21 protein-coding genes are annotated in these 21,263 nt (G+C 72.8%); 4 read left to right on the top strand and 17 right to left on the bottom strand.

The annotated features are described in order from the left end of the window. Window positions 1–40: 40 nt before the first annotated feature. The 3 genes from CLV37_RS06895 to CLV37_RS06885 form a co-directional block, all read right to left on the bottom strand. The gene (locus tag CLV37_RS06895) at window positions 41–1,054 is read right to left on the bottom strand and encodes a Gfo/Idh/MocA family protein (RefSeq protein ID WP_106208414.1); all 1,014 of its coding nucleotides are present in this window, start codon (window positions 1,052–1,054) and stop codon (window positions 41–43) included. Then, window positions 1,051–2,025, bottom strand: coding sequence for a Gfo/Idh/MocA family protein (locus CLV37_RS06890; RefSeq protein ID WP_170127103.1), 975 nt, complete (start codon window positions 2,023–2,025; stop codon window positions 1,051–1,053). Before CLV37_RS06890 ends, CLV37_RS06895 begins: the two co-directional genes overlap by 4 nt. A gap of 131 nt (window positions 2,026–2,156) precedes the next feature. After that, entirely contained in the window at window positions 2,157–2,720 is a 564-nt protein-coding gene (locus CLV37_RS06885) for a TetR-like C-terminal domain-containing protein (RefSeq protein ID WP_211298443.1), read from the bottom strand. A 46-nt stretch (window positions 2,721–2,766) separates the two neighbouring features. Between CLV37_RS06885 and poxB the strand changes: the two genes are divergently transcribed. Further along, window positions 2,767–4,485, top strand: a complete 1,719-nt coding sequence (gene poxB / locus CLV37_RS06880; RefSeq protein ID WP_106208410.1) for a ubiquinone-dependent pyruvate dehydrogenase — start codon at window positions 2,767–2,769, stop codon at window positions 4,483–4,485. Between the two features lie 71 nt (window positions 4,486–4,556). Then, the gene (gene sthA, locus CLV37_RS06875) at window positions 4,557–5,969 is read left to right on the top strand and encodes a Si-specific NAD(P)(+) transhydrogenase (RefSeq protein ID WP_425433612.1); all 1,413 of its coding nucleotides are present in this window, start codon (window positions 4,557–4,559) and stop codon (window positions 5,967–5,969) included. A 78-nt stretch (window positions 5,970–6,047) separates the two neighbouring features. Here sthA and CLV37_RS06870 read toward each other — a convergent pair whose 3' ends face one another. Beyond that, on the bottom strand, window positions 6,048–6,554 hold the full coding sequence (locus CLV37_RS06870; protein ID WP_106208406.1) for a hypothetical protein: 507 nt from the start codon (window positions 6,552–6,554) through the stop codon (window positions 6,048–6,050). Further along, window positions 6,551–7,828, bottom strand: coding sequence for a histidinol dehydrogenase (hisD, locus tag CLV37_RS06865; protein ID WP_106208648.1), 1,278 nt, complete (start codon window positions 7,826–7,828; stop codon window positions 6,551–6,553). Before hisD ends, CLV37_RS06870 begins: the two co-directional genes overlap by 4 nt. 95 nt (window positions 7,829–7,923) lie before the next feature. Between hisD and CLV37_RS06860 the strand changes: the two genes are divergently transcribed. Both CLV37_RS06860 and ybaK read left to right on the top strand, forming a co-directional pair. Then, window positions 7,924–8,616, top strand: coding sequence for an LON peptidase substrate-binding domain-containing protein (locus CLV37_RS06860; RefSeq protein WP_106208404.1), 693 nt, complete (start codon window positions 7,924–7,926; stop codon window positions 8,614–8,616). Continuing rightward, complete coding sequence (ybaK, locus tag CLV37_RS06855; protein WP_106208402.1) at window positions 8,616–9,125, top strand: Cys-tRNA(Pro) deacylase; 510 nt, start codon at window positions 8,616–8,618, stop codon at window positions 9,123–9,125. Before CLV37_RS06860 ends, ybaK begins: the two co-directional genes overlap by 1 nt. Before the next feature lie 15 nt (window positions 9,126–9,140). Here the strand turns inward: ybaK and CLV37_RS06850 are convergent, their stop codons facing one another. The 12 genes from CLV37_RS06850 to CLV37_RS06795 form a co-directional block, all read right to left on the bottom strand. Further along, entirely contained in the window at window positions 9,141–9,614 is a 474-nt protein-coding gene (locus CLV37_RS06850; RefSeq protein ID WP_146149324.1) for a hypothetical protein, read from the bottom strand. Then, a complete protein-coding gene (gene dnaE, locus CLV37_RS06845) occupies window positions 9,611–13,156 on the bottom strand; it encodes a DNA polymerase III subunit alpha (RefSeq protein ID WP_106208398.1) in 3,546 nt (1,181 codons plus the stop codon). The genes CLV37_RS06850 and dnaE overlap by 4 nt, the downstream gene beginning before the upstream one ends. A gap of 92 nt (window positions 13,157–13,248) precedes the next feature. Then, window positions 13,249–14,172 (bottom strand): RluA family pseudouridine synthase, encoded by a 924-nt coding sequence (locus CLV37_RS06840; RefSeq protein WP_106208396.1) that lies wholly within the window; start codon window positions 14,170–14,172, stop codon window positions 13,249–13,251. Continuing rightward, the gene (gene lspA / locus CLV37_RS06835; protein ID WP_106208394.1) at window positions 14,165–14,707 is read right to left on the bottom strand and encodes a signal peptidase II; all 543 of its coding nucleotides are present in this window, start codon (window positions 14,705–14,707) and stop codon (window positions 14,165–14,167) included. The genes CLV37_RS06840 and lspA overlap by 8 nt, the downstream gene beginning before the upstream one ends. Before the next feature lie 73 nt (window positions 14,708–14,780). Then, on the bottom strand, window positions 14,781–15,251 hold the full coding sequence (locus CLV37_RS06830) for a TraR/DksA family transcriptional regulator (protein WP_106208392.1): 471 nt from the start codon (window positions 15,249–15,251) through the stop codon (window positions 14,781–14,783). Between the two features lie 214 nt (window positions 15,252–15,465). Continuing rightward, a complete protein-coding gene (locus CLV37_RS28805; protein WP_106208390.1) occupies window positions 15,466–16,137 on the bottom strand; it encodes a DivIVA domain-containing protein in 672 nt (223 codons plus the stop codon). Window positions 16,138–16,260: 123 nt separating this feature from the next. After that, window positions 16,261–16,569, bottom strand: coding sequence for a YggT family protein (locus CLV37_RS06820; protein ID WP_106208388.1), 309 nt, complete (start codon window positions 16,567–16,569; stop codon window positions 16,261–16,263). 30 nt (window positions 16,570–16,599) lie between these two features. Then, a complete protein-coding gene (locus CLV37_RS06815; protein WP_106208386.1) occupies window positions 16,600–17,184 on the bottom strand; it encodes a cell division protein SepF in 585 nt (194 codons plus the stop codon). A 64-nt stretch (window positions 17,185–17,248) separates the two neighbouring features. After that, entirely contained in the window at window positions 17,249–17,962 is a 714-nt protein-coding gene (locus CLV37_RS06810) for a YggS family pyridoxal phosphate-dependent enzyme (protein ID WP_106208384.1), read from the bottom strand. Then, on the bottom strand, window positions 17,959–18,684 hold the full coding sequence (gene pgeF / locus CLV37_RS06805) for a peptidoglycan editing factor PgeF (RefSeq protein ID WP_106208382.1): 726 nt from the start codon (window positions 18,682–18,684) through the stop codon (window positions 17,959–17,961). Before pgeF ends, CLV37_RS06810 begins: the two co-directional genes overlap by 4 nt. A gap of 33 nt (window positions 18,685–18,717) precedes the next feature. Beyond that, on the bottom strand, window positions 18,718–20,106 hold the full coding sequence (gene ftsZ / locus CLV37_RS06800; RefSeq protein WP_106208380.1) for a cell division protein FtsZ: 1,389 nt from the start codon (window positions 20,104–20,106) through the stop codon (window positions 18,718–18,720). A 253-nt stretch (window positions 20,107–20,359) separates the two neighbouring features. After that, on the bottom strand, window positions 20,360–21,241 hold the full coding sequence (locus CLV37_RS06795) for a cell division protein FtsQ/DivIB (protein ID WP_170127087.1): 882 nt from the start codon (window positions 21,239–21,241) through the stop codon (window positions 20,360–20,362). Window positions 21,242–21,263: the final 22 nt, after the last annotated feature.

Here is a 21,263-nt window from a genome sequence, read left to right as displayed (position 1 = left end):
CGGGCGCGTTCGGAGAACGTCACCCGCCCGGGCGCTGCGCTCAGAGGGACATGACCTTCGCGATCGTCCCGGTGCGCGCCCCCTCGTAGGCCGCGAGCAGGACGCCGAGGACGGCGATGCCCTCGACCTCGGTGTGGATCGGGCGGGTGCCCTCGCGCAGGCAGTCGGCGAAGGCACCGATCTCGTCGGAGAAGGCGTCGGTGGCCCCGAAGGTGAACGTCTCCTCCTCACCGCTGCGCAGCCGGTACGTCACGGAGTCCTCGGTGCCCGTCAGGGAACCGAGCTCGCCGACGACGGAGAACTTCTCGGTCCCCGGCGCCGGGTCGTAGGCCCAGCTCGTCACCATCTGCCCCACGACCCCGTTCGCGAAGCGCACGAGCACCTGCGCGGAGTCCTCGCCCTCCATGAACTTCAGGCGGTGCGTCGACAGGAACGCCGTCGCCTCCGTAGGCTGCGCGTCCGCCAGGTGCAGCAGCAGGTAGGTCGGGTGGTAGCCGGTGTCGATGAGCTCCCCGCCGCCGCTGGTCTTGGCGCTGGCCCGCCACCCCATGTTCTCGGGGTCGAAGTCGTTGTGGAAGCTGTCGGTCGTGCGGACCTCGTAGACGGTCCCCAGCAGACCGGAGTCCAGCAGCTCCCTGGCCTTGGCGACCGAGGGGAAGAACAACTGGTTGTGCGCGCACATGAGGGTCACGTCGTTGGCGCGGACCGCGTCGGCGACGCGGCGGGCCTCCTCGGCCGTCAGGCACAGCGGCTTCTCGCACAGGACGTGCTTGCCGGCCTCGGCCGCGGCGACGATGGCGTCGGCGTGCAGGTGGTGCGGCAGGCAGATGTCGACGGCGTCGACGTCGGCGCTGGCCAGCATCTCGCGGTAGTCGGTGAAGGGTTTCGCACCGAGCTCGGCGGCCCGGGTGTTCGCGGCCTCCTCCACGACGTCCGCGACGGCGGCGACGGCGATCTTCTCGGCGTGCGCGAGGTAGCCGCGGACGTGCGCACGGGTGATCCCGCCGCCGCCGATGAGGCCGACCTTGACGGTGCCGGCGACGGTCTTGGTCATTTCGGTTCTCCTGCAGCGGTGTTGGCCCGCACGACGAGGCGGGTGAGTTCGACGGCACGTTCGAGGTTGTCGGTGGCGCGGGTCCCGTTGGCGGCGTGCTCGACCCACTGCGCGAACGCGTCGGGGGCATCGGCCGGCACCTCGAGGTCCTCGGTCTTCCCGTCGGGCCAGCGCCGCCACAGGCGCCGGTCCTGGTCGGAGTAGTGCACCGACCCCTCGGTGCCGTGGACGTCGATCGTGAACGCGTCGTTGCTGACGAAACCGGCCTCGACGACGCCGATGCGGCCGCCGTCGTACCCGACGGTCACCACGGCGTGGTCCTCGACGGCGCGGGGGGTCAGCGAGGCGTAGACCGCCTTCACGGTCTGCGGGTCGGCGCCGAGGAACAGCTGGGTCAGGTAGACGGGGTGGCAGCCGAGGTCGGTCAGGGCCCCGCCGACGCTGGGGACGGGGTCGAAGAACCGGTCGGGCAGCCAGCCGCCGGACCCGTGGTCGCGACCGTGGACGGCGCCGTCGTGCGACAGCCGGACGCGGGCGTAGGTCAGCGGGCCCAGGCTGCCGGACTCGACGACCTCGCGGACCGCGAGCGTGTACCCCTGGTAGAGCCGCGGCAGGGAGACGACCAGCGCGAGGCCGGCGTCGGCGGCCTGGGCGACCAGGCGCTCGCACTCGGCGACCGTGGGCGCGAGCAGCTTCTCGGTGAACACGTGCTTGCCGGCCGCGAGCGCCTTGGCGATGACCTCGGTGTGCGCGGTGGTCTCGGTCGTGACGGTGACGGCGTGCACGTCCTGGCGGGCGAGCAGGGCGTCGAGGTCGTCGGTGTACTCGATCCCGAACTCCTGCGCCAGGGGGCGGCCGAGGTCGGGGTCGTGGTCCCAGGCGGCGACCAGGGTGGTGTCGGGGTGGGCCGTGGCGGAGCGGGCGTAGTCCTTGGCGTGGACGTGCCAGCACCCGAGCACGGCCACGTTCATGGCAGGCACGAGGGGGGTTCCTCCGGACGCTTCTTCGGGTCTGTTGCAGGTGAAACGCTAGGACACGCGGGGCAGCGGCGGAAGGTCCGACGCGCACCTTTCTGGGAACGTTTGCAGCACAGGGCCTCGACTCAGGCGAACCCGCCGAAGAGGTCCAGGACGTGCTCGACGAGCGCGTCGTCGACGGGGCCGTGGCCGAAGAGCAGCCGGTGGTAGAGCGGGGCGAACAGGACGTCCACGGCCGCCTCCACGTCCACCCCCGCGCGCACCTCGCCGCTGCGCTGCCCTCGGCGCAGGAGGTCGGCGGCCACGGCGCGGCGGGGTCCGAGCCAGTGCTCGACGAGGTCGGCGCGCAGCCCGGGTTCGGCGGCGACCTGGGCGGTCACCGCCCGCAGCGCGGCCCCCGTCCGCCCGTCGTCGGTGAGCAGGGCGACGAGCCCGTGCAGCTGGTGGGCCAGCGCGTCCCGCACGGCCAGCGCCGGGTCGTGCTCGACGGAGGACGCCGTCCCCGCCAGCAGGCCGTCGAGGACGAGGGCGGCCGGGGAGTCCCACCACTTGTAGAGGGTGACGCGCGAGACCCCGGCCCGGGCGGCGACGGCGGAGAAGGTGGCGGCGGCCAGCCCGCCCTCGGCCACGAGGTCGACGGCGGCCCCGAGCGCGGCCCGGCGGGACTGCTCGCTGCGCGGTCTGGCCACGCGACCCCCTCTGGTGGCGTTGCTGAACAAGTCGTACGGTAACGGCATGGCCACTGCCGCGCAGCACCTCGTCGCCACCCTGAAGCAGAACGGCGTCCGGCGGGTCCACGGACTGCCCGGGGACTCCCTCAACGGTCTCACCGACGCCCTGCGCCGCGACGGCACCCTGGACTGGGTCCACGTCCGGCACGAGGAGGCGGCCGCGTTCGCCGCCGCCGCCGAGGCGCACACCACCGGCGAACTGGCGGTCTGCGCCGGCAGCTGCGGGCCGGGGAACCTGCACCTGGTCAACGGGCTCTACGACGCCCAGCGCAGCCGCGTGCCCGTGCTGGCCATCGCCGCGCACATCCCCACGAAGGAGATCGGCACCGGCTACTTCCAGGAGACCCACCCGACCGAGCTGTTCCGCGAGTGCAGCGTCTACGCCGAACTCGCCGCCACCCCCGAGCAGCTCCCCCGCATCCTCGAGATCGCGATGCGCACCGCGATCGAGAAGCGCGGCGTCGCCGTCGTCGTCGTGCCCGGGGAGGTGCTGCTCGCCAGGGCCGCCACCGACCGCGTCGCGACGCTCCGGCGCACCCACCCCGTCGTCCACCCCTCGGACGCCGAGCTCGACGAGGCCGCGGCGCTGCTGAACTCCGCGACGAAGGTGACGATCCTGGCCGGAGCGGGCGCCGAGGGCGCGCACGCCGAACTCCTCGAACTCGCCGACGTCCTCGCCGCGCCGGTCGTGCACTCGTTCCGCGGCAAGGAGTTCGTCGAGCACGACAACCCCTACGACGTCGGCATGACCGGCCTGCTCGGGTACGCCTCGGGGTACAAGGCGATGGTCGAGTGCGACACGCTGCTCATGCTCGGCACCGACTTCCCGTACCAGCAGTTCTTCCCGCAGCACGCCAGGGTGATCCAGGTCGACGTGCGCGGTGAGCAGCTCGGCAAACGGGTCCCGCTGGACCTCGGCCTGGTGGGGACCGTCCGCGACACCGCCGTCCACCTCCTGCCCAAGCTGGTCCGCAAGCCCGACCGGTCGCACCTGAACGAGGCCCGCAAGCACTACGCGAAGACCCGCGACGCCCTCGACGAGCTCGCCACGCCCGGCCGCGGACCGATCCACCCCCAGTACGTCGCGCGCCTGGTCGACGAGCTCGCCGCCGACGACGCCGTGTTCATCCCCGACGTCGGCTCCCCCGTCGTGTGGGCCGCGCGCTACCTCACGATGAACGGCCGGCGCCGCCTCATCGGCTCCTTCAACCACGGCACCATGGCCAACGCCGTCCCGCACGGCATCGGCGTCGCCGCCGCCCACCCCGGCCGGCAGGTCGTGGCCCTGTCCGGCGACGGCGGCCTGACGATGATGCTCGGCGAGCTCATCACGCTCGTGCAGAACCGGCTTCCCGTGAAGGTCGTCGTGTTCGACAACTCCTCGCTGAACTTCGTCGAGCTGGAGATGAAGGCCGCCGGGTTCGTCACCTACGGGACGGGGCTGGAGAACCCCGACCTCGCCGCCGTGGCCCGCGCGATCGGCCTGCACGCCGAGCGCGTCGAGGAGGCCGGGGACCTGCAGGGGGCCCTGGAACGCGCCTTCGCCCACGACGGGCCGGCCCTGGTCGACGTCGTCACCGAGCGGCAGGAGCTGTCCATGCCGCCCAGCGTCAGCGCCGAGCAGGCCAAGGGCTTCACGCTCTACGCGATCCGGACCGTCCTGTCGGGCCGCGGGGACGAGCTGTTCGACCTGGCGAAGGCCAACCTGCGCCAGCTGTTCTGAGCACGTTCGCCCGCCGTCGTGTTGCGTTCTCGTTTCCGGGGTGGAGCTGAGGCGTCCGGCTGCCGATAGTGGTGGGTATGCGCGACCACTACGACCTCCTGGTCCTCGGTTCCGGCCCCGGCGGCCAGAAGGCGGCCATCGCCGCCGCCAAGCTGGGCAAGCAGGCCGCCCTCGTCGACGGCGGCTCGATGATGGGCGGGGTGTGCGTCAACACGGGGACGATCCCGTCCAAGACGCTGCGCGAGGCCGTGGTGCACCTGACGGGCATGAGCGTGCGCGACGTCTACGGCGCGAACTTCCGGGTCAAGGAAGAGATCACCATGGCCGACCTGTCGGCCCGCACCACCCACGTGGTGCGCCGCGAGGCCGAGGTCGTGCGCGACCAGCTGTCGCGCAACCGCGTCGACCTGTACGACGGGATGGCCCGCTTCACCGGCCCGAACAGCGTCGTCGTCGAGGCTCCGGGCCTGCCCGCCCGCCACCTCACCGCCGACAAGTTCGTCATCGCCGTCGGCACCCGCCCGGCCCGCCCCGCCGACGTCGACTTCGGCAGCGACCGCGTCGTCGACTCCGACGGCGTCCTGCAGCTCACCGAGATCCCCCAGACCCTCGTCGTCGTCGGCGCGGGGGTCATCGGCATCGAGTACGCCTCGATGTTCGCCGCGCTCGGGACCAAGGTCACCGTCGTGGAGTCGCGCCCGGCCTTCCTCGACTTCTGCGACTCCGAGATCGTCGAGGCGCTGAAGTTCGAGCTGCGCGACCTGCGCGTGGCCTTCCGCCTCGGCGAGTCCGTCGTCAAGGTCCAGGCCGACGAGCAGGGCACCGTCACCACCCTCGCCTCCGGCAAGCGCATCCCCGCCGACACCGTGCTGTACTCCGCCGGCCGCCAGGGTGCCACCGACTCCCTCGACCTGGCCGCCGCCGGGCTCGAGGCCGACAAGCGCGGCCGCCTCGTCGTCGACAAGCAGTTCCGCACCGAGGTCGAGCACATCTACGCCGTCGGGGACGTCATCGGCTTCCCCGCGCTGGCCTCGACGTCGATGGAGCAGGGACGCCTCGCCGCCTACCACGCGTTCGGCGAGCAGGTGAACTCCCTCATCGAGCTGCAGCCCATCGGGATCTACTCCATCCCCGAGATCAGCTACTGCGGCCACACCGAGGACGAGCTGACCCGCGCGGCCATCCCCTACGAGGTCGGCGTCGCCCGCTACCGCGAGCTCGCCCGCGGCGCCATCGTCGGCGACTCGCACGGCAAGCTGAAGCTGCTCGTGTCCACCGAGGACCGCAAGCTGCTCGGCGTCCACGTCGTGGGGACCTCGGCCACCGAGCTCGTCCACGTCGGGCAGGCCGTCATGACGTGCGGCGGGACCGTCGACCACCTCGTCGACACGGTCTTCAACTACCCGACGCTGAGCGAGGCGTACAAGGTCGCCGCGCTCGACGTCACGAACAAGATCCGGGCGGCGTCGCGCTTCGACGTGTGAGGCGGCCTCCCGGGGTGGACCGTTGAGGCATCGGTACGAACCCTTCGTACCGACGCGTCACCGGTGCGCACAGCGGGGTCACTCGGAGGAGTCGTCCCGGCCCAGGACGCGCTTCCAGAACGCCGGCTTGCGGGTCTGCTGACCCGTCACGGCGTGCTCGGCCGGGTCGGTCTTGCCGAGGACGAGGTCCTGCACCGGGTCCGGCCAGATCGACAGCAGCAGACCCGGCTTGGGGTCCTCACCGCGACGCCCACCGAGCCACGCCTGCCCCTCGATCGACTCCTCCCCGACCGTGAACAGCACGAACTCGGCCTGCGGGACCGCCCCGGACAGCGTCGCCACGTCCGCCTCGCCCGTCGCCGGGTCCTCGGTCACCAGGACCGACCCGACGCCCTTGACCGGGACGCAGTAGGCGTGGACGTCGACCTGGGCGAGGACGTCGACGAGCACCCGGGACTGCGTCACGCCCGCCACGATGACCGACCGCACGGGCTTCTTCGGGCCGAAGGCCTTCTGGAACTCGGCGTCGAAGTCGAAGTCGTCGGGGACGCCGCCGGGGACCTCGCCGGGGGTCTCGCCGCTCACCGGGCGAACCTCGCCGTCACCGCTTCGCCGTGGGCGGGCAGGTCCTCGGACTGCGCCAGCGCCACCACGTGCGGCGCGACCTCCCGCAACGCCCGCTCGTCGTAGTCGACGACGTGGATGCCGCGCAGGAACGTCTGCACGCTCAGGCCCCCCGAGTGCGCGGCCGTCCCGCCGGTCGGCAGCACGTGGTTGGACCCGGCGCAGTAGTCGCCCAGCGACACCGGCGAGTGCGCGCCGACGAACACCGCGCCCGCGTTGCGCACGCGCGCGGCCACGGCCCGCGCGTCCACGGTCTGGATCTCCAGGTGCTCGGCGGCGTAGGCGTCGACGACGGCCAGACCGGCCTCGACGTCGTCGACGAGGACGGTCGCGGACTGCCGCCCGCGCAGCGCCTCCTCGACCCGGCCCGCGTGCTTGGTGGCCGCGACGCGCTGCACGAGCGCGGCGTCGACGGCGTCGGCGAGCCCGGGCGAGTCGGTGACCAGGACGGCCGCGGCCATCGGATCGTGCTCGGCCTGGCTGACGAGGTCCGCCGCGACGTGGACGGGGTCGGCGCTCGCGTCGGCCAGGACGGCGATCTCGGTGGGACCGGCCTCGGAGTCGATGCCGACGACGCCCTGCACGTACCGCTTGGCGGAGGCCACGTAGATGTTGCCGGGGCCGGTGACGACGTCGACGGGCCGCACGACGACCGTCCCGTCGGCGTCGCGGGCGCCGTAGGCGAACATCGCGACCGCCTGGGCGCCGCCGACGGCGTAGACCTCCTCGACGCCCAGCAGCGCGCAGGCGGCCAGGATCGTCGGGTGGACCGAACCGCCGAACTCCTTCTGCGCCGGGCTGGTCACGGCGATGGAGGCGACGCCCGCGGCCTGGGCCGGGACGACGTTCATGACGACGCTGGAGGGGTACACGGCCCGGCCGCCGGGGACGTAGAGGCCGACGCGGCCGACGGGGACCCAGCGTTCGGCGACGGTGCCGCCGGGGACGACCTCGGTGGTGGAGGCGGTGCGGCGCTGGTCGTCGTGCACGAGCCGGGCCCGCCGGATCGACTCCTCCAGGCCGGCGCGCACCTGCGGGTCGAGCCCGGCGAGGGCGTCGGTGAGGGCCTGCGCCGGGACGCGGACGTCGGTGACGTGGACCCCGTCGAACCTCTCGGTGAGCTCCAGGAGGGCGGGGACGCCGCGGGCGCGGACGTCCTCGCAGATCGGGGCGACGCTGGCGAGGGCGGCGGCGACGTCGACGTCGGCGCGCGGGACGACCGAGCGCAGGGCCATCGCGTCCAGGGTCTGCCCCCGCAGGTCGATGCGGCGCAGGAGTGGGGTGCTCACGGGGGCCCAGTCTAGGAGCTGGCCGACATAGGGTGGCTCGCGTGCCGCGACGTCTTCCGCTGTTCCCGCTGGGCAGCGTCCTGTTCCCCGGGCTCGTGCTGCCCCTGAACGTCTTCGAGCCCCGCTACCGGCTGCTGGTGCAGGACCTGGTGGGCGACGGGGCGGCGGACGGGGAGGACGCCGACGGGGTGCGCGGGTTCGGGGTCGTGGCCATCAAGGCCGGGCACGAGGTCGGCGAGGACAACGTCCAGGCCCTGCACACCGTGGGGTGCGTGGCGCTGGTGCGCGAGGTCACCGAGACCGACGACGGCCGCTACGAGCTGGTCACGGTGGGTGCGAGCCGGTTCCGGGTCGTCGGCATCGACACCGAGGCCGGCACGCCGTACCTGACCGCGCTCGTCGAGCCGTTCGGCGAGGACGACGAGGAGGACGACGACAGCGACGGCCGGCTGACCGTCCTGACCGACGCGGTGGCGCGCTCCTTCGACGAGTACCGCGACACCCTCGACATCGGGGGCGCCGAGGCCCCCGACGACCCGCGGGTGCTGTCCTACCTGGTGGCGGCCGCGATGGTCCTGGACCTCGACACGCGGCAGCGGCTGCTGGAGGCGCCCGACACCGTGACCCGGCTGCAGGCCGAGCTGGAGGTGCTGCGCCGCGAGATCGCCCTCATCACGGCGTTCGGGGCGGTGCCGGCCACCGAACTGCCCGAGTGGCCCGTGAACGCCAACTGATGGCCCGCCGCACCGAGGCCGGGACCGCCGCCCTGAAGCTGCTCGCCGCGCGCGGGGTCGCGCACACCGCCCACCCCTACGACCACGCGGCGCACCCCGGCGACGGACCGGGGTTCGGCGACGAGGCCGTGCGGGCGTTGCGCGCGGGCGGGCTGGACGTGGACGAGCACCGGGTGTTCAAGACCCTGCTGGCCGACGTCGACGGCCGGCTCGTGTGCGCCGTGGTCCCCGTGGCCCGGATGCTCGACCTCAAGGCGCTGGCCGCGGCGGCCGGCGGGAAGAAGGCCGCGATGGCCGATCCCGCGCGGGCGCAGCGCAGCAGCGGGTACGTCGTGGGCGGGATCAGCCCGCTGGGGCAGAAGACGGCCCTGCCGACGTTCGTCGACGCCTCGGCGCAGGGGTTCGCGACGGTGCTGGTCAGCGCGGGGCGACGGGGGTTGCAGGTGGAACTGTCCCCGGCCGACCTGGTGGCTGTGACCGGCGCGCGGCTGGTCGACCTGGGCCGCTGAGCACGACGGCGGCGCTCAGGGGGTCCTGGTCCACTCCAGCAGCGCCTGCACCAGGGTGACGACCGCGACGACGACGGACACCACGAACGGCTGGACCAGCACTGCGACCCACGCGCGCAGCGTCACGTGCGCGACGGCCGCGTCGCCGCTGGGCGGCAACGAGGTCCCCAGCCCCGCCGCGATGAGCGCACCGGCGAACGCGCCGCCCAGCGCGGAGGCGAACAGCAGCAGCGGCCGGTGCGGTTCCCCGCCGCGGGTGACGACGACGAGCGCCGCCGCGAACCCGACGAGGCCCGTCAGGACGGTGAAGACCCCGTCGCGGGCGATCGGGTACACCGACGTCGAGGTGACGACGGGCTCACCCACCATCCACGTGGCCGGGTGCCGGGTGAGCGACCACCAGACGACGCCGACGACGAGACCGAGGACGCCCTGCCCGAAGAGCAGGACCAGCGGGGTGCGCCGGTGCACCCCGGGTGGTGAGGTCACGCCAGGCACGAAGCCCCGAGCAGCTGCTTGAGGTCCCCGAACAGCGCCGGGCTCGGGTTGACGCGCAGCGAGTCGTCCAGGCGCATGAGGGTCCCGTTGCCGCCGCCGTTCTTCGTCAGCCGCAGCCGCACCTCGGTGGACCCGCGGTGGGTCTCCAGCACCGTCTTGAGCTGCTCGACGACCTGCGTGGTGCAGCGGGCCGTGGGCAGCGTCACGGTGACGGGGACGCCGTCGGCGGAGGAGGCGATGTCCGGCACGGTCAGGCCGGAGGCGTAGATCGTCGGCACCTCATCGCGGCGGTTCAGCCGGCCCTTGACGACCACGACGAGGTCCTCGGCGAGCAGCTGGGCGACGTCGGCGTAGGCCTGGGGGAAGAACAGGCACTCGATGGCCCCGGCGAGGTCCTCGACCGTGACGATGGCCCAGTAGTTGCCCTGCTTGGTCTGCTTGCGCTGCAGGCCCGTGATCATCCCCGCGATGGTGATCTGCGACCCGTCGGGACGGGACTCGTCCTCCAGCAGGGTCGCGATCGGGACGTCGGAGGCGTTCTGCAGCAGCCGCTCCAGCCCGAACAGGGGGTGGTCGGAGACGTACAGCCCGAGCATCTGCCGCTCGTGGGCGAGCAGTTCGGCCTTCTCCCACTCGGGGACGTCGGGGATGACGACCTCGAACCCGCCGGGGCCGTCGCCGTCGTCGCCGCCGAGACCGGCGAACAGGTCGAACTGCCCGATGGCCTCGTTGCGCTTGACGTCCACGACGGCGTCGACGGCGTCCTCGTGCTTGGCCACGAGCGCGCGGCGGCGGTGCCCGAGGGAGTCGAAGGAACCCGCCTTGATGAGCGACTCGATGGTCCGCTTGTTGCACACGACGGCGGGGACCTTGGTGAGGAAGTCCTGGAAGGACTCGTACCGGCCCTTCTCCTCGCGGGCCTGCACGATCGCGTCGACCACGTTGGCGCCGACGTTGCGGATGGCGGTCAGGCCGAAGCGGATGTCGGTGCCGACGGCCGTGAAGTTCGCGCTCGACTCGTTGACGTCCGGCGGCAGCACCTGGATGCCCATGCGGCGGCACTCGTTGAGGTACAGCGCCGACTTGTCCTTGTCGTCGCGCACCGAGGTGAGGACCGCGGCCATGTACTCGGCCGGGTAGTTCGCCTTGAGGTACCCCGTCCAGTAGGACACGAGCCCGTAGGCGGCGGAGTGGGCCTTGTTGAAGGCGTAGTCGGAGAACGGGACGAGGATGTCCCACAGGGCCTTGACGCACTCCTTGCTGAACCCGTTGTCCAGCATGCCCTTCTCGAACCCGACGAACTCGGCGTCGAGGACCTCGCGCTTCTTCTTGCCCATCGCGCGGCGCAGCAGGTCGGCCGAGCCCAGGGTGTACCCGGCGACCTTCTGCGCGATCGACATGACCTGCTCCTGGTACACGATCAACCCGTAGGTCGTGCCCAGGATGTCCTTGAGCGGTTCCTCCAGCTCGGGGTGGATCGGGGTGATGGGCTCCTGGCCGTTCTTGCGGCGCGCGTACGCCGTGTGCGAGCCCGCACCCATCGGGCCGGGCCGGTACAGGGCGCCGACGGCGGAGATGTCTTCGAAGTTGTCCGGGCGCATGAGGCGCAGCAGCGAGCGCATCGGGCCGCCGTCGAACTGGAACACCCCGAGGGTGTCGCCGCGACCGAGCAGCTCGAACGTCGCCTTGTCCTCGAGGTCGAGCTTCTCGAGGTCGACCGGGTCCTTGCCGTTGGCGACGACGTTCTTCAGCGCGTCGTCGAGGATCGTCAGGTTGCGCAGGCCGAGGAAGTCCATCTTGACCAGCCCGAGCGTCTCGCACGTCGGGTAGTCGAACTGCGTGATGATCGCGCCGTCGGCCTCACGCTTCATGATCGGGATGAGGTCGATCAGCGGGTCCGACGACATGATGACGCCGGCGGCGTGCACGCCCCACTGCCGCTTCAGGCCCTCCAGGCCGCGCGCGGTGTCGACGACCTTCACGACCTCGGGGTCGGACTTGTACAGCTCGCGGAACTCCCCCGCCTCGGAGTACCGCTTGTGGTTCGGGTCGAAGATCCCCGACAGCGGGATGTCCTTGCCCATGACGGCCGGCGGCATCGTCTTGGTGATCCGGTCGCCCATGGAGAACGGGAACCCCAGGACGCGCGAGGAGTCCTTCACGGCCTGCTTGGCCTTGATCGTGCCGTACGTGACGATCTGCGCGACGCGGTCGGTGCCGTACTTGTCCACGACGTACTGGATGACCTCGCCGCGGCGACGTTCGTCGAAGTCGACGTCGAAGTCGGGCATGGACATGCGCTCGGGGTTGAGGAACCGCTCGAAGAACAGCCCGTGCCGCAACGGGTCCAGGTCGGTGATCTTCATGGCGTAGGCCGCCATGGACCCGGCGCCCGACCCGCGGCCCGGGCCGACGCGGATGCCGTTCTCCTTGGACCAGTTGATGAAGTCGGCGACGACGAGGAAGTACCCGGCGTACCCCTTGGAGGTGATGACCTCGATCTCGTAGTCGGCCTGCTTGCGGACGTCGTCGGGGATCGCGCCGTCGTAGCGGTAGTTCAGCCCGGCCCAGACCTCCTTGACGAACCAGCTCTCCTCGTTCTCCCCGGGGGGGCAGGGGAACCGGGGCATGTACGCCCCCGTGGACTCGGTGAACTCGACCTCGCACCGCTCGGCGATGAGCAGCGTGTTGTCGCAGGCCTCGGGGTGGTCGCGCCACAGGTGGCGCATCTCGGCCGGGCTCTTGAGGTAGAAGTCGGTGGAGTCGAACTTGAAGCGCTTGGGGTCGGCCAGCGTCGAGCCCGACTGCACGCACAGCAGCGCCTCGTGGGAGCGGGCGTCCTCGGCGTGCGTGTAGTGCAGGTCGTTGGTCGCGACCAGCGGCAGGTCGAGGTCCTTGGCGAGCTTGAGCAGGTCGTCCTGGACGCGGCGCTCGATGTCGAGGCCGTGGTCCATGAGCTCGACGTAGAAGTTCTCCGCACCGAAGATGTCGCGGTAGTCGGCCGCGGCCCGGCGGGCCTCGTCGTACTGGCCCAGCCGCAGGCGCGTCTGGACCTCCCCCGAGGGGCAGCCCGTCGTGGCGATGAGGCCGTCGGCGTACTGCGAGAGCAGCTCGCGGTCCATGCGGGGCTTGTAGAGGAAGCCCTCCAGGCTGGCCAGGCTGCTCATCTTGAACAGGTTGTGCATGCCGGCGGTGTTGCGGGCCAGCATCGTCATGTGGGTGTACGAGCCCGCACCGGAGACGTCGTCGCCCGAGCGGCCGTTCGGGTCGCCCCACTTCACGCGCGTCTTGTCCTGCCGGGCCGTGCCCGGCGTCAGGTAGGCCTCCACCCCGATGATCGGCTTCACGCCGTGCTTCTTGGCGGTCTTCCAGAAGTCGTAGGCGCCGAAGACGAACCCGTGGTCGGTCGTGGCGACGGCCGGCATGCCCAGCTCCGCGGCGGTGCGGAAGAGGTCGTCCACCTTGGCCGCACCGTCGAGCATCGAGTACTCGGTGTGGACGTGCAGGTGGACGAAGGAGTCCGCAGAAGCCATGGGTCGAGCGCCTCCAGAGGTGGGTCGGTGTCGCGTGTCGATGGTAGGCGCCGGGTCGGACACCGGGGTGCCCGACACACGCCCCGCGGGGGTCAGTCCCCCAGACGCTCCAGCGCCGTCGCCAGGTCGGCCGGGTAGGAGCTCGTGAACTCCACGGCCCGCCCCGTGCCCGGGTGCTCGAACCCCAGCCGCACGGCGTGCAGCCACTGCCGGGACACGCCGAGGCGCGCGGCGAGCGTGGGGTCGGCGCCGTACGTCAGGTCGCCGACGCACGGGTGCTTCAGCGCCGAGAAGTGGACGCGGATCTGGTGGGTCCGGCCCGTCTCGAGGTGGATCTCGCACAGCGCCGCCGCGCGGAACGCCTCGAGCACCTCGTAGTGGGTGACGCTGGGCTTGCCCTCGGCCGTCACGGCGAACTTCCACGCGCTGCCGGGGTGCCGGCCGATGGGGGCGTCGATGGTGCCGCGCAACGGGTCCGGGTGGCCCTGGACGAGCGCGTGGTAGACCTTGTCGACCGTGCGCTCCTTGAAGGCGCGCTTGAGCTGCGTGTAGGCGTGCTCGCTCTTGGCGACGACCATCAGCCCCGAGGTGCCGACGTCGAGCCGGTGCACGACCCCCTGGCGCTCGGCCGAGCCGGACGTCGAGATCCGGTACCCCGCCCCCGCCAGGCCGCCCACGACGGTCGGGCCCGTCCAGCCCGGGCTCGGGTGCGCAGCGACCCCCACGGGCTTGTCGACGACCACGAGGTCGTCGTCGTCGTGGACGATCGTCAGCCCCTCGACCGTCTCGGCGACGACCTGCGGCGCGGCGGGCGGGTCGGGGACCTCGACCTCGAGCCAGGCGCCGGCCCGCAACCGGTCGGACTTGCCGACGGGGGCGCCGTCGACGACGACGCGACCGTCGGCGGTGAGCTCGGCGATCCTCGTGCGGGACAGCCCCAGGAGCCGGGACAGGGCGGCGTCGACGCGCTCGCCCTCCAGGCCGTCGGGGACGGGCAGGCTGCGGACCTCAGGCACCCTCGGCCCCGCTCTCCTGCTGCTGCCTGCTCTCGCGCCGGCCGTCGAGACCAACCCCGCGCAGAGCCAGCACGGCGATGAAGACGGCCGCGACGCAGATGCCGGCGTCGGCGACGTTGAAGATCGGCCAGTGCGGCAGCTGCAGGAAGTCCACGACGTGGCCGCGGGCGAAGCCCGGTTCCCGCACGAGCCGGTCGGTGAGGTTGCCCGTGGCCCCGGCGAGCAGGAAGCCGAACGCCAGGGCCCACGGGAGGCTGCGGAGCTTGCGGGCCATCCGGACCACCACGACGACCACGGCCGCGGCGAGGATCGTGAAGATCCACGTGGCGCCCGTCGCGAAGCTGAACGCCGCCCCGGGGTTGCGGATGAGGTGGAACTGCAGCAGCTCACCGACGAACGGCTGCACGGCACCGGGTTCCAGGTGCGCGACGGCCAGGGCCTTGGTGATCTGGTCCAGGGCGTAGACCACGCCCCAGACGATCGCCGTCCAGGCCCAGCGGGGTGCTCGTCTCGGGGGGTTCTCGGCTTCGCTCATGGCGTGGGCCAGTCTCCCACGAGACCACCCCTGCCCCGGGCTGCCGGCCCGGGGCGGGGGTGGGCGTGCCGGGTCAGCGTCGTTCGGCGCGGGCCTTGCAGGGCATGCACAGCGTCACGCGCGGGAAGGCCTGCAGGCGGGCCTTGCCGACCGCCCCGCTGCAGGACTCGCAGACGCCGTAGACGCCCGAGGACATCCGCACGAGGGCGCGCTGGGTCTGCTCGAGCAGGTCGCGGGCGTTGTTGACGATCGTCATCTCGTGCTCGCGCCCGGCGGTCGTCGCGCCGTGGTCGACCTGGTCGTCGCCGGCCCCCTCGCCGCTGGAGCGCACGAGGGCGGAGAACGAGCTGGTGGCGTCGTCGAGCTCGCGGGTCAGGCGGTCCACCTCGGCCATGAGCTCGCCGCGGACCTCCGTCAGCTCCTCCGGGGTCCAGGCGTCCTCGGAGTCCTTGACCGGCAGCTCCCGCACCGCCGCGGCGCGGGCGGCGCGTCCCGTGGCCGCCGCGGTCGCCGTCGTCGCCGTTCCCGCAGACACTCCGTGCATCGTGGTCCCCCCGCTCGTCGTGCGGCCGTGGTGCCGCGTGCGGGAGACACTAGGGACTATCACCCTGTGTGAGCAACCGGAAACAGAAAGTTGTCGAAATTCGTCCGACCGGGTGGGGGGACGACCCCGCGGCAGCTCTGCGGTGCACCGCACCCGGGACGCACGACGGCCGCCGCCCCCTCGGGGACGGCGGCCGGGCCGGAACGGGCCGGGGTCAGCGCGTGACGGCGTCGTCCGGGACGACGCGGGCCAGGTGCCGCAGGTCCTCGAGCTGGGTCGCGATGAAGTGCTCGAGCTGGTCGCGGTAGGCCGTCTCCCGGCCGTGGAGCTCGTGGATGACGCCCTCGAGCTGGTTCTTGCGGCCCTCGAGGTCGCCGAGGGTGCGATCGCGCTGCGCCTCGGCCTCGGCCACGACCCGCTCGGCCTGCTCCTGGGCGGCCCGCACGAGGGCGTCGCGCTGCGACTCCCCCTCGCGCACGTACTCGTCGTGCAGGCGCTGGGCCAGGGCGATGACCCCGGCGGCGCGTGCAGCCCCGTCCTCACCGGCGACCGGGGGCACGGCGGCCTCGGCGGGCGCGGCGGCCAGGACGGGTTCGGGCTGCGGCTCGACGGGCGTCTCGACGACGACCTCGGGTTCGGGCTCCGGTTCCTTCTCCAGGGAGGGGGCCTCGGCGGGTACCGCCTGGGCACCGGCCCGCGTGAGCTCGGCCACCCGGGCCTGGCACTGGTTCAGCTGCCCGCGCAGTTCGGCGTTCTCGCCGTTGAGGCGACGCAGCTCGGCGACGACCTCGTCGAGGAAGTCGTCGACCTCGTCCTGGGCGTACCCCTCACGCACCCGCGTGGGGTTGAAACGCTTCTCGACGACGTCTTCGGGAGTGAGCGGCATCTTCAACACCTCTGCTGACGGACCCTGCGGCGATGGACCGCCCTCGCGGACGGCGTGAAACCTCTACGAACGGTATCGGACGTGATCGTCCGCGCCACCGCCGCCGCCGTCACCGCCGCGGGCTCAGGCGGACAGGGCGGCCTGGCGGGACAGGGAGTCGAAGGTCGGCATGAGGATCGAGCACAGGATCGCCAGGACCAGGAAGGCGAGGTCGAGCTGGACCGCCCCCAGGCGCAGCGGGGGCAGGATCTTGCGCAGCAGCTTCAACGGCGGGTCCGTCACCGTGTAGACGGCTTCGGCGACCACCAGCACGACGCCGCGCGGCCGCCACTCGCGGGACAGGGCCTGGACCCAGTCGAGGACGAGACGCCCGATCAGGCAGATGAAGAAGAGCAGGACGACGATTTCGAGGAGCTTGAAGACCACGGCCACGACTTCATCCTGCCTGATGACGCTGAGTGCTCAGGACTGGTTGAAGAAGGTCCGCTCGACCGGACGCTCCTCCTCCTGCGTCGCCACCTCGACGTTCTGGGGCGAGAGCAGGAAGACCTTGTTGGTGACGCGCTCGATGGACCCGTGCAGGCCGAAGACCAGACCGGCGGAGAAGTCGACGAGCCGCTTGGCGTCGGAGTCGTCCATGTCCGTGAGGTTCATGATGACCGGCACGCCCTCGCGGAAGGACTCACCGATGATCTTCGCCTCGTTGTAGGTGCGCGGGTGGATCGTGGTGATCCGGTGCAGCTCGGCCGCCGAGGAGGACGACGAAGTGGAGGTCTGGGAGACCACGTGGGCCACCTGCTTCCTGATCGGGGTCACCTGGGCCGTGGTCGCGGCGGGGGCGGTGCGGCGCTCGGGCGCCGGCTCGGGACGGGGGTCGTGCCGCACCTCCAGGCGCGGTTCGGGACGGATCGGCTCCCGCGCCTCGTGCCGCACCTCGCGGGCGGTCTCCGACCGCGGACGGGTCTGTTCGACCTCGGCGTCCTCGGCGTAGCGGTCGTCCTCCGCGAGGCCGAGGTAGACCATCGCATTGCGCAGCGCGCCGGCCATCGCAGGCTCCTCGGGGTCGTGCTGTCGTCGGGTCCCGTCCCGTGCAGGACGAGCGAGTCGGACGTTACCGCGCGAGCGGGCGCGAGCCCAGGATGGCGCTGCCGACACGCAGGTGTGTCGTCCCGGCCGCGACCGCGGCCTCCAGGTCCCCGCTCATCCCGGCCGACAGCTCGACGGCGCGGGGGTGGTCGCGGCGCAGCCGCTCGGCCAGGGCGGCGAGCTCGTCGAACGCCCGACGGGGTTCGGCGCCGAGCGGGGCGACGGCCATCAGGCCCCGCAGCCGCAGGTCCGCCGAGGCCGCGACGGCGTCGGCGACCCGGAACACCTCCTCACCCGTCGCGCCACCGCGGCCGGCGTCGGCGTCGAGCCCCACACGCTGCGCGAGGTCGACCTGGACGAAGACGTCCAGGTCCCGGCCCGCCTGCTCCGCGCCCGCCTGCAGCGCCTGGACGAGGCGGACCCGGTCCACCGAGTGCACCGTGTCGGCGTACCGCGCCAGCGAACGGGCCTTGTTCGTCTGCACCTGGCCGATGAAGTGCCAGTGCAGGTCAGCCCGCCCGGCGAGCTCGGCGGCCTTCGCCGAGGCCTCCTGGTCCCGGCTCTCCCCCACGTCGCGCACCCCGAGGCCGGCGAGCTCGGCGACGTCGGAGGCGGGGAAGAACTTCGTCACGACGACGAGGGTGGTGCCGGCGGGGTCGCGCCCGGCCTCGCGGGCGGCGGCGGCGATGCGTGCGCGGGTGCGCTCCAGGGCGGCGGCGAGCTCCTCCCGGCGGTTCACGCCAGCACCACGACCCCGCCGGAGCGCCCCGTGGAGCCGTCGCGGCGGTAGGAGAAGAGGTCGTCGTGCTCGGCGGTGCACCGGGTGGCGTCGCGGGCCGGGACCTGCAGGGCGGCGAGCTGGGCCAGGACGCCGGCGGCGACGTCCACCGCCGGGGTGCCCCGCCGCGTGCGGGCCCGCGCCGCCGGGACGACGGTGGCGACGTCCTCGGCCATCTGCTGCGGCACCTCGTAGCAGGCGCCGCAGATGGACGGCCCGACGGCCGCGACCAGGTCGGTGGCGCCGACGGCCCGCAGGGCCCGCACGAGCGCGGGCACGACGCCGGCGACGAGACCGGGACGGCCGGCGTGGGCGACGCCGACGACCCCGGCCCGCACGTCGGCGAGCAGGACGGGGACGCAGTCGGCGACGACGACGGCGACGGCGATGCCGGGCACCCGGGTGAACAGGGCGTCGGCGGTGGGGACGAGGGCGGGCGGGCTGACGACCTCGACGACGTCGGCCCCGTGGACCTGGCGCGGGACGACGAGGGCGTCGGCCCCGACGCTGCGCCGCAACGCCTCGCGGTGGGCCTGCACGCGGGAGGGGTCGTCGCCGACGTGGTCGCCGAGGTTGAGGCCCGCGTACGGGCCGGAGCCGGGGGCCCCGGCGCGGGTGGTGAACCCGCCGCGGACGCCGGCCGGCAGGCCGGCGTCCAGCAGCGGGACGGTGCTCGTGCTCACCGGGAGGTGCTCACCTGGTCTCGACCGCGTTCCTCACTTGAGGAAGTCGGGGACGTCGAGGTCGTCCTCCTCCGGGCGCGGACGGCCCGGCCGGCGCACGGCCGCGCCGTCCTGGGGCAGTTCGATGATGCGCGGCACCTGGACCGGGTCCGGCGTCGGGACCACCTGCGGCGGCTGCTGGGCGTACTGCTGCTCGGAGCCGTTGGGCTGCGCGCCGTGCTGCCCCGACTGGGGGGCGTACTGCTGCTGGGCGTACTGCGGCTGCGGCGCCGGCTGGTAGGCCGGGGCGGGCTGCTGGGTCTGCGGCTGCGGCGCGTACTGCGGCTGCGGGGTGTACTGCGGCTGCGGGGCCGGCGCCTGGGCCGCGGGCTGCTCCGGGGCCGCCGGGCGCGTCGTGCGCGGGGGCACGGCGCTGGCGGGGACGGGGCGGCCGGAGACCTGGCCCAGGGCCCGCTCGTCGCGGCGCGCCTTCGGGGTGCCGGCGTCGAAGCCGGCGGCGATGACGGTGACGCGCACCTCGTCGCCGAGGGCGTCGTCGATGACCGTCCCGAAGATGATGTTCGCCTCGGGGTGGGCGGCCTCCTGGACCAGCCGCGCGGCCTCGTTGATCTCGTACAGACCCAGGTCGGACCCGCCCTGGATGGACAGCAGGACGCCGTGGGCGCCGTCGATGCTGGCCTCGAGCAGCGGGGAGTTGACCGCGGACTCGGCGGCGTGGATGGCCCGGTCGTCGCCGCGGGCCGAGCCGATGCCCATGAGGGCCGAACCGGCGCCCTGCATGACCGACTTCACGTCCGCGAAGTCGAGGTTGATCAGACCCGGGGTGGTGATGAGGTCGGTGATGCCCTGGACGCCGGACAGCAGGACCTGGTCGGCCGACTTGAAGGCGTCGAGGATGCTGACCTGCCGGTCGGAGATCGACAGCAGTCGGTCGTTGGGGATGACGATGAGGGTGTCGACCTCGTCGCGCAGCTCGGCGATGCCGCTCTCGGCGGAGTTCGCGCGGCGGCGGCCCTCGAAGACGAAGGGACGGGTCACGACGCCGATGGTCAGGGCGCCGAGCCCGCGGGCGATGCGGGCCACGACGGGCGCGCCGCCGGTCCCGGTGCCGCCACCCTCGCCGGCGGTGACGAAGACCATGTCGGCGCCCTTGAGCACCTCCTCGATCTCCTCGGCGTGGTCCTCGGCGGCCTTGCGGCCGACCTCGGGGTCCGCGCCGGCGCCGAGGCCGCGGGTGAGTTCGCGGCCGACGTCGAGCTTGACGTCGGCGTCCGACATCAGGAGCGCCTGCGCGTCGGTGTTGACGGCGATGAACTCGACGCCCTTGAGGCCGACCTCGATCATCCGGTTGACCGCGTTCACACCACCGCCGCCGACGCCGACGACCTTGATGACCGCTAGGTAGTTCTGCGGAGCTGCCACGGTGGTTGCCTCTCGCCTCTTTCGCCTGATCTGTCCGTGCTGTGGGACCAAACCCTGACCCTCAGGTAGAGGGTCAACGTTATGTCACTTCCATCTGGGAGGTGACCGTAGGGACCGGAACGGGTCGACTGCAACCGACGCCCCGGCGTGTCGCGCCAACACCCTGCGCGGACGGGTGATCTGAGCCACGAATCGCTCTGAGTGATCAGAACAGCACGAAGAGTCGAGAGAAGGACGGGTCGGACGTCGCCGGTCAGGGCGTGACGGCGGGGGCGTCCGGCGCCGAGACGTCGAGGGACTTCGCCGACGCCACCTGCGCGTCCGCGAGCATCCGCACGAGCACCTCGGCCTTGCGCTCCGGGCGGCTGTCGTCGCCCCACACGACGGTCGGACCCTCGGCCAGGTGCAGCGTCACGGCGTCGGGACCCGTCGCCGAGATGGACGACACCTCGGCACGCACCTGCGTCGACAACGTGGCGTTCACGGCGATCGCGGCCTGCAGCGCGGCGGCACCGGCGCTGGCCACGTCGACGTCCAGCGTGGGGACCCCCGACGGGGCCCGGTCCTCGTGCACGAGGACGTTGCCGTGGCCGTCGACCAGGTCGACACCCCCGGCCGTGGAGGGGACGGCCGCCACGGCCTGCCGCTCGTGCACGCTCACCACGAGCGTCGAGGGCCAGGACCGGCTCACGTCGACGCTCTCGACCAGGGGCAGGGCCTCGAGCTGCGACGCGAGCGAGCGGGTGCCGACCCGCGCCAACGGGACGCCCTCCTCGCGGTCCACGACCCGTTGCACCGCAGCGCTGTCCGTGCGCTCCAGCCCGCTCGTGCGGATCGTGGTGACCCGCAGCCAGGGCGAGGCGAGCAGCAGCCACCCGGTCGCCGCGACGAGCACGGCGAGAGCGGCCAGCACCGCCGCGGCGCGTCGCCCCGGGCGCCAGCGCCGGGCGCGGCGGGCACCGGCGAGGTCGGCGACCGGCGGACGTCCCGCCGGGCGCGGGGTCGTGGCGGGCCGGGCCCGCGGCGCGCGGTGGGGGCCCTGGGGACGTTGCGGCCGGGGCAGGGGGTCGCCGGCCGCGCGCACGGCCCGGCGCCGCTGCGGCGTGCCGGTGACCTTCGGCTCGGGCGGGGTCACCGGTGCCGGGGGCTGCCGGGGC

The sequence above is a fragment of the Kineococcus rhizosphaerae genome (assembly GCF_003002055.1).
GTDB lineage: Bacteria > Actinomycetota > Actinomycetes > Actinomycetales > Kineococcaceae > Kineococcus > Kineococcus rhizosphaerae.
Note: the sequence above shows the minus strand (reverse complement) of the source record. Positions and strands in the feature narration are given on the sequence as shown.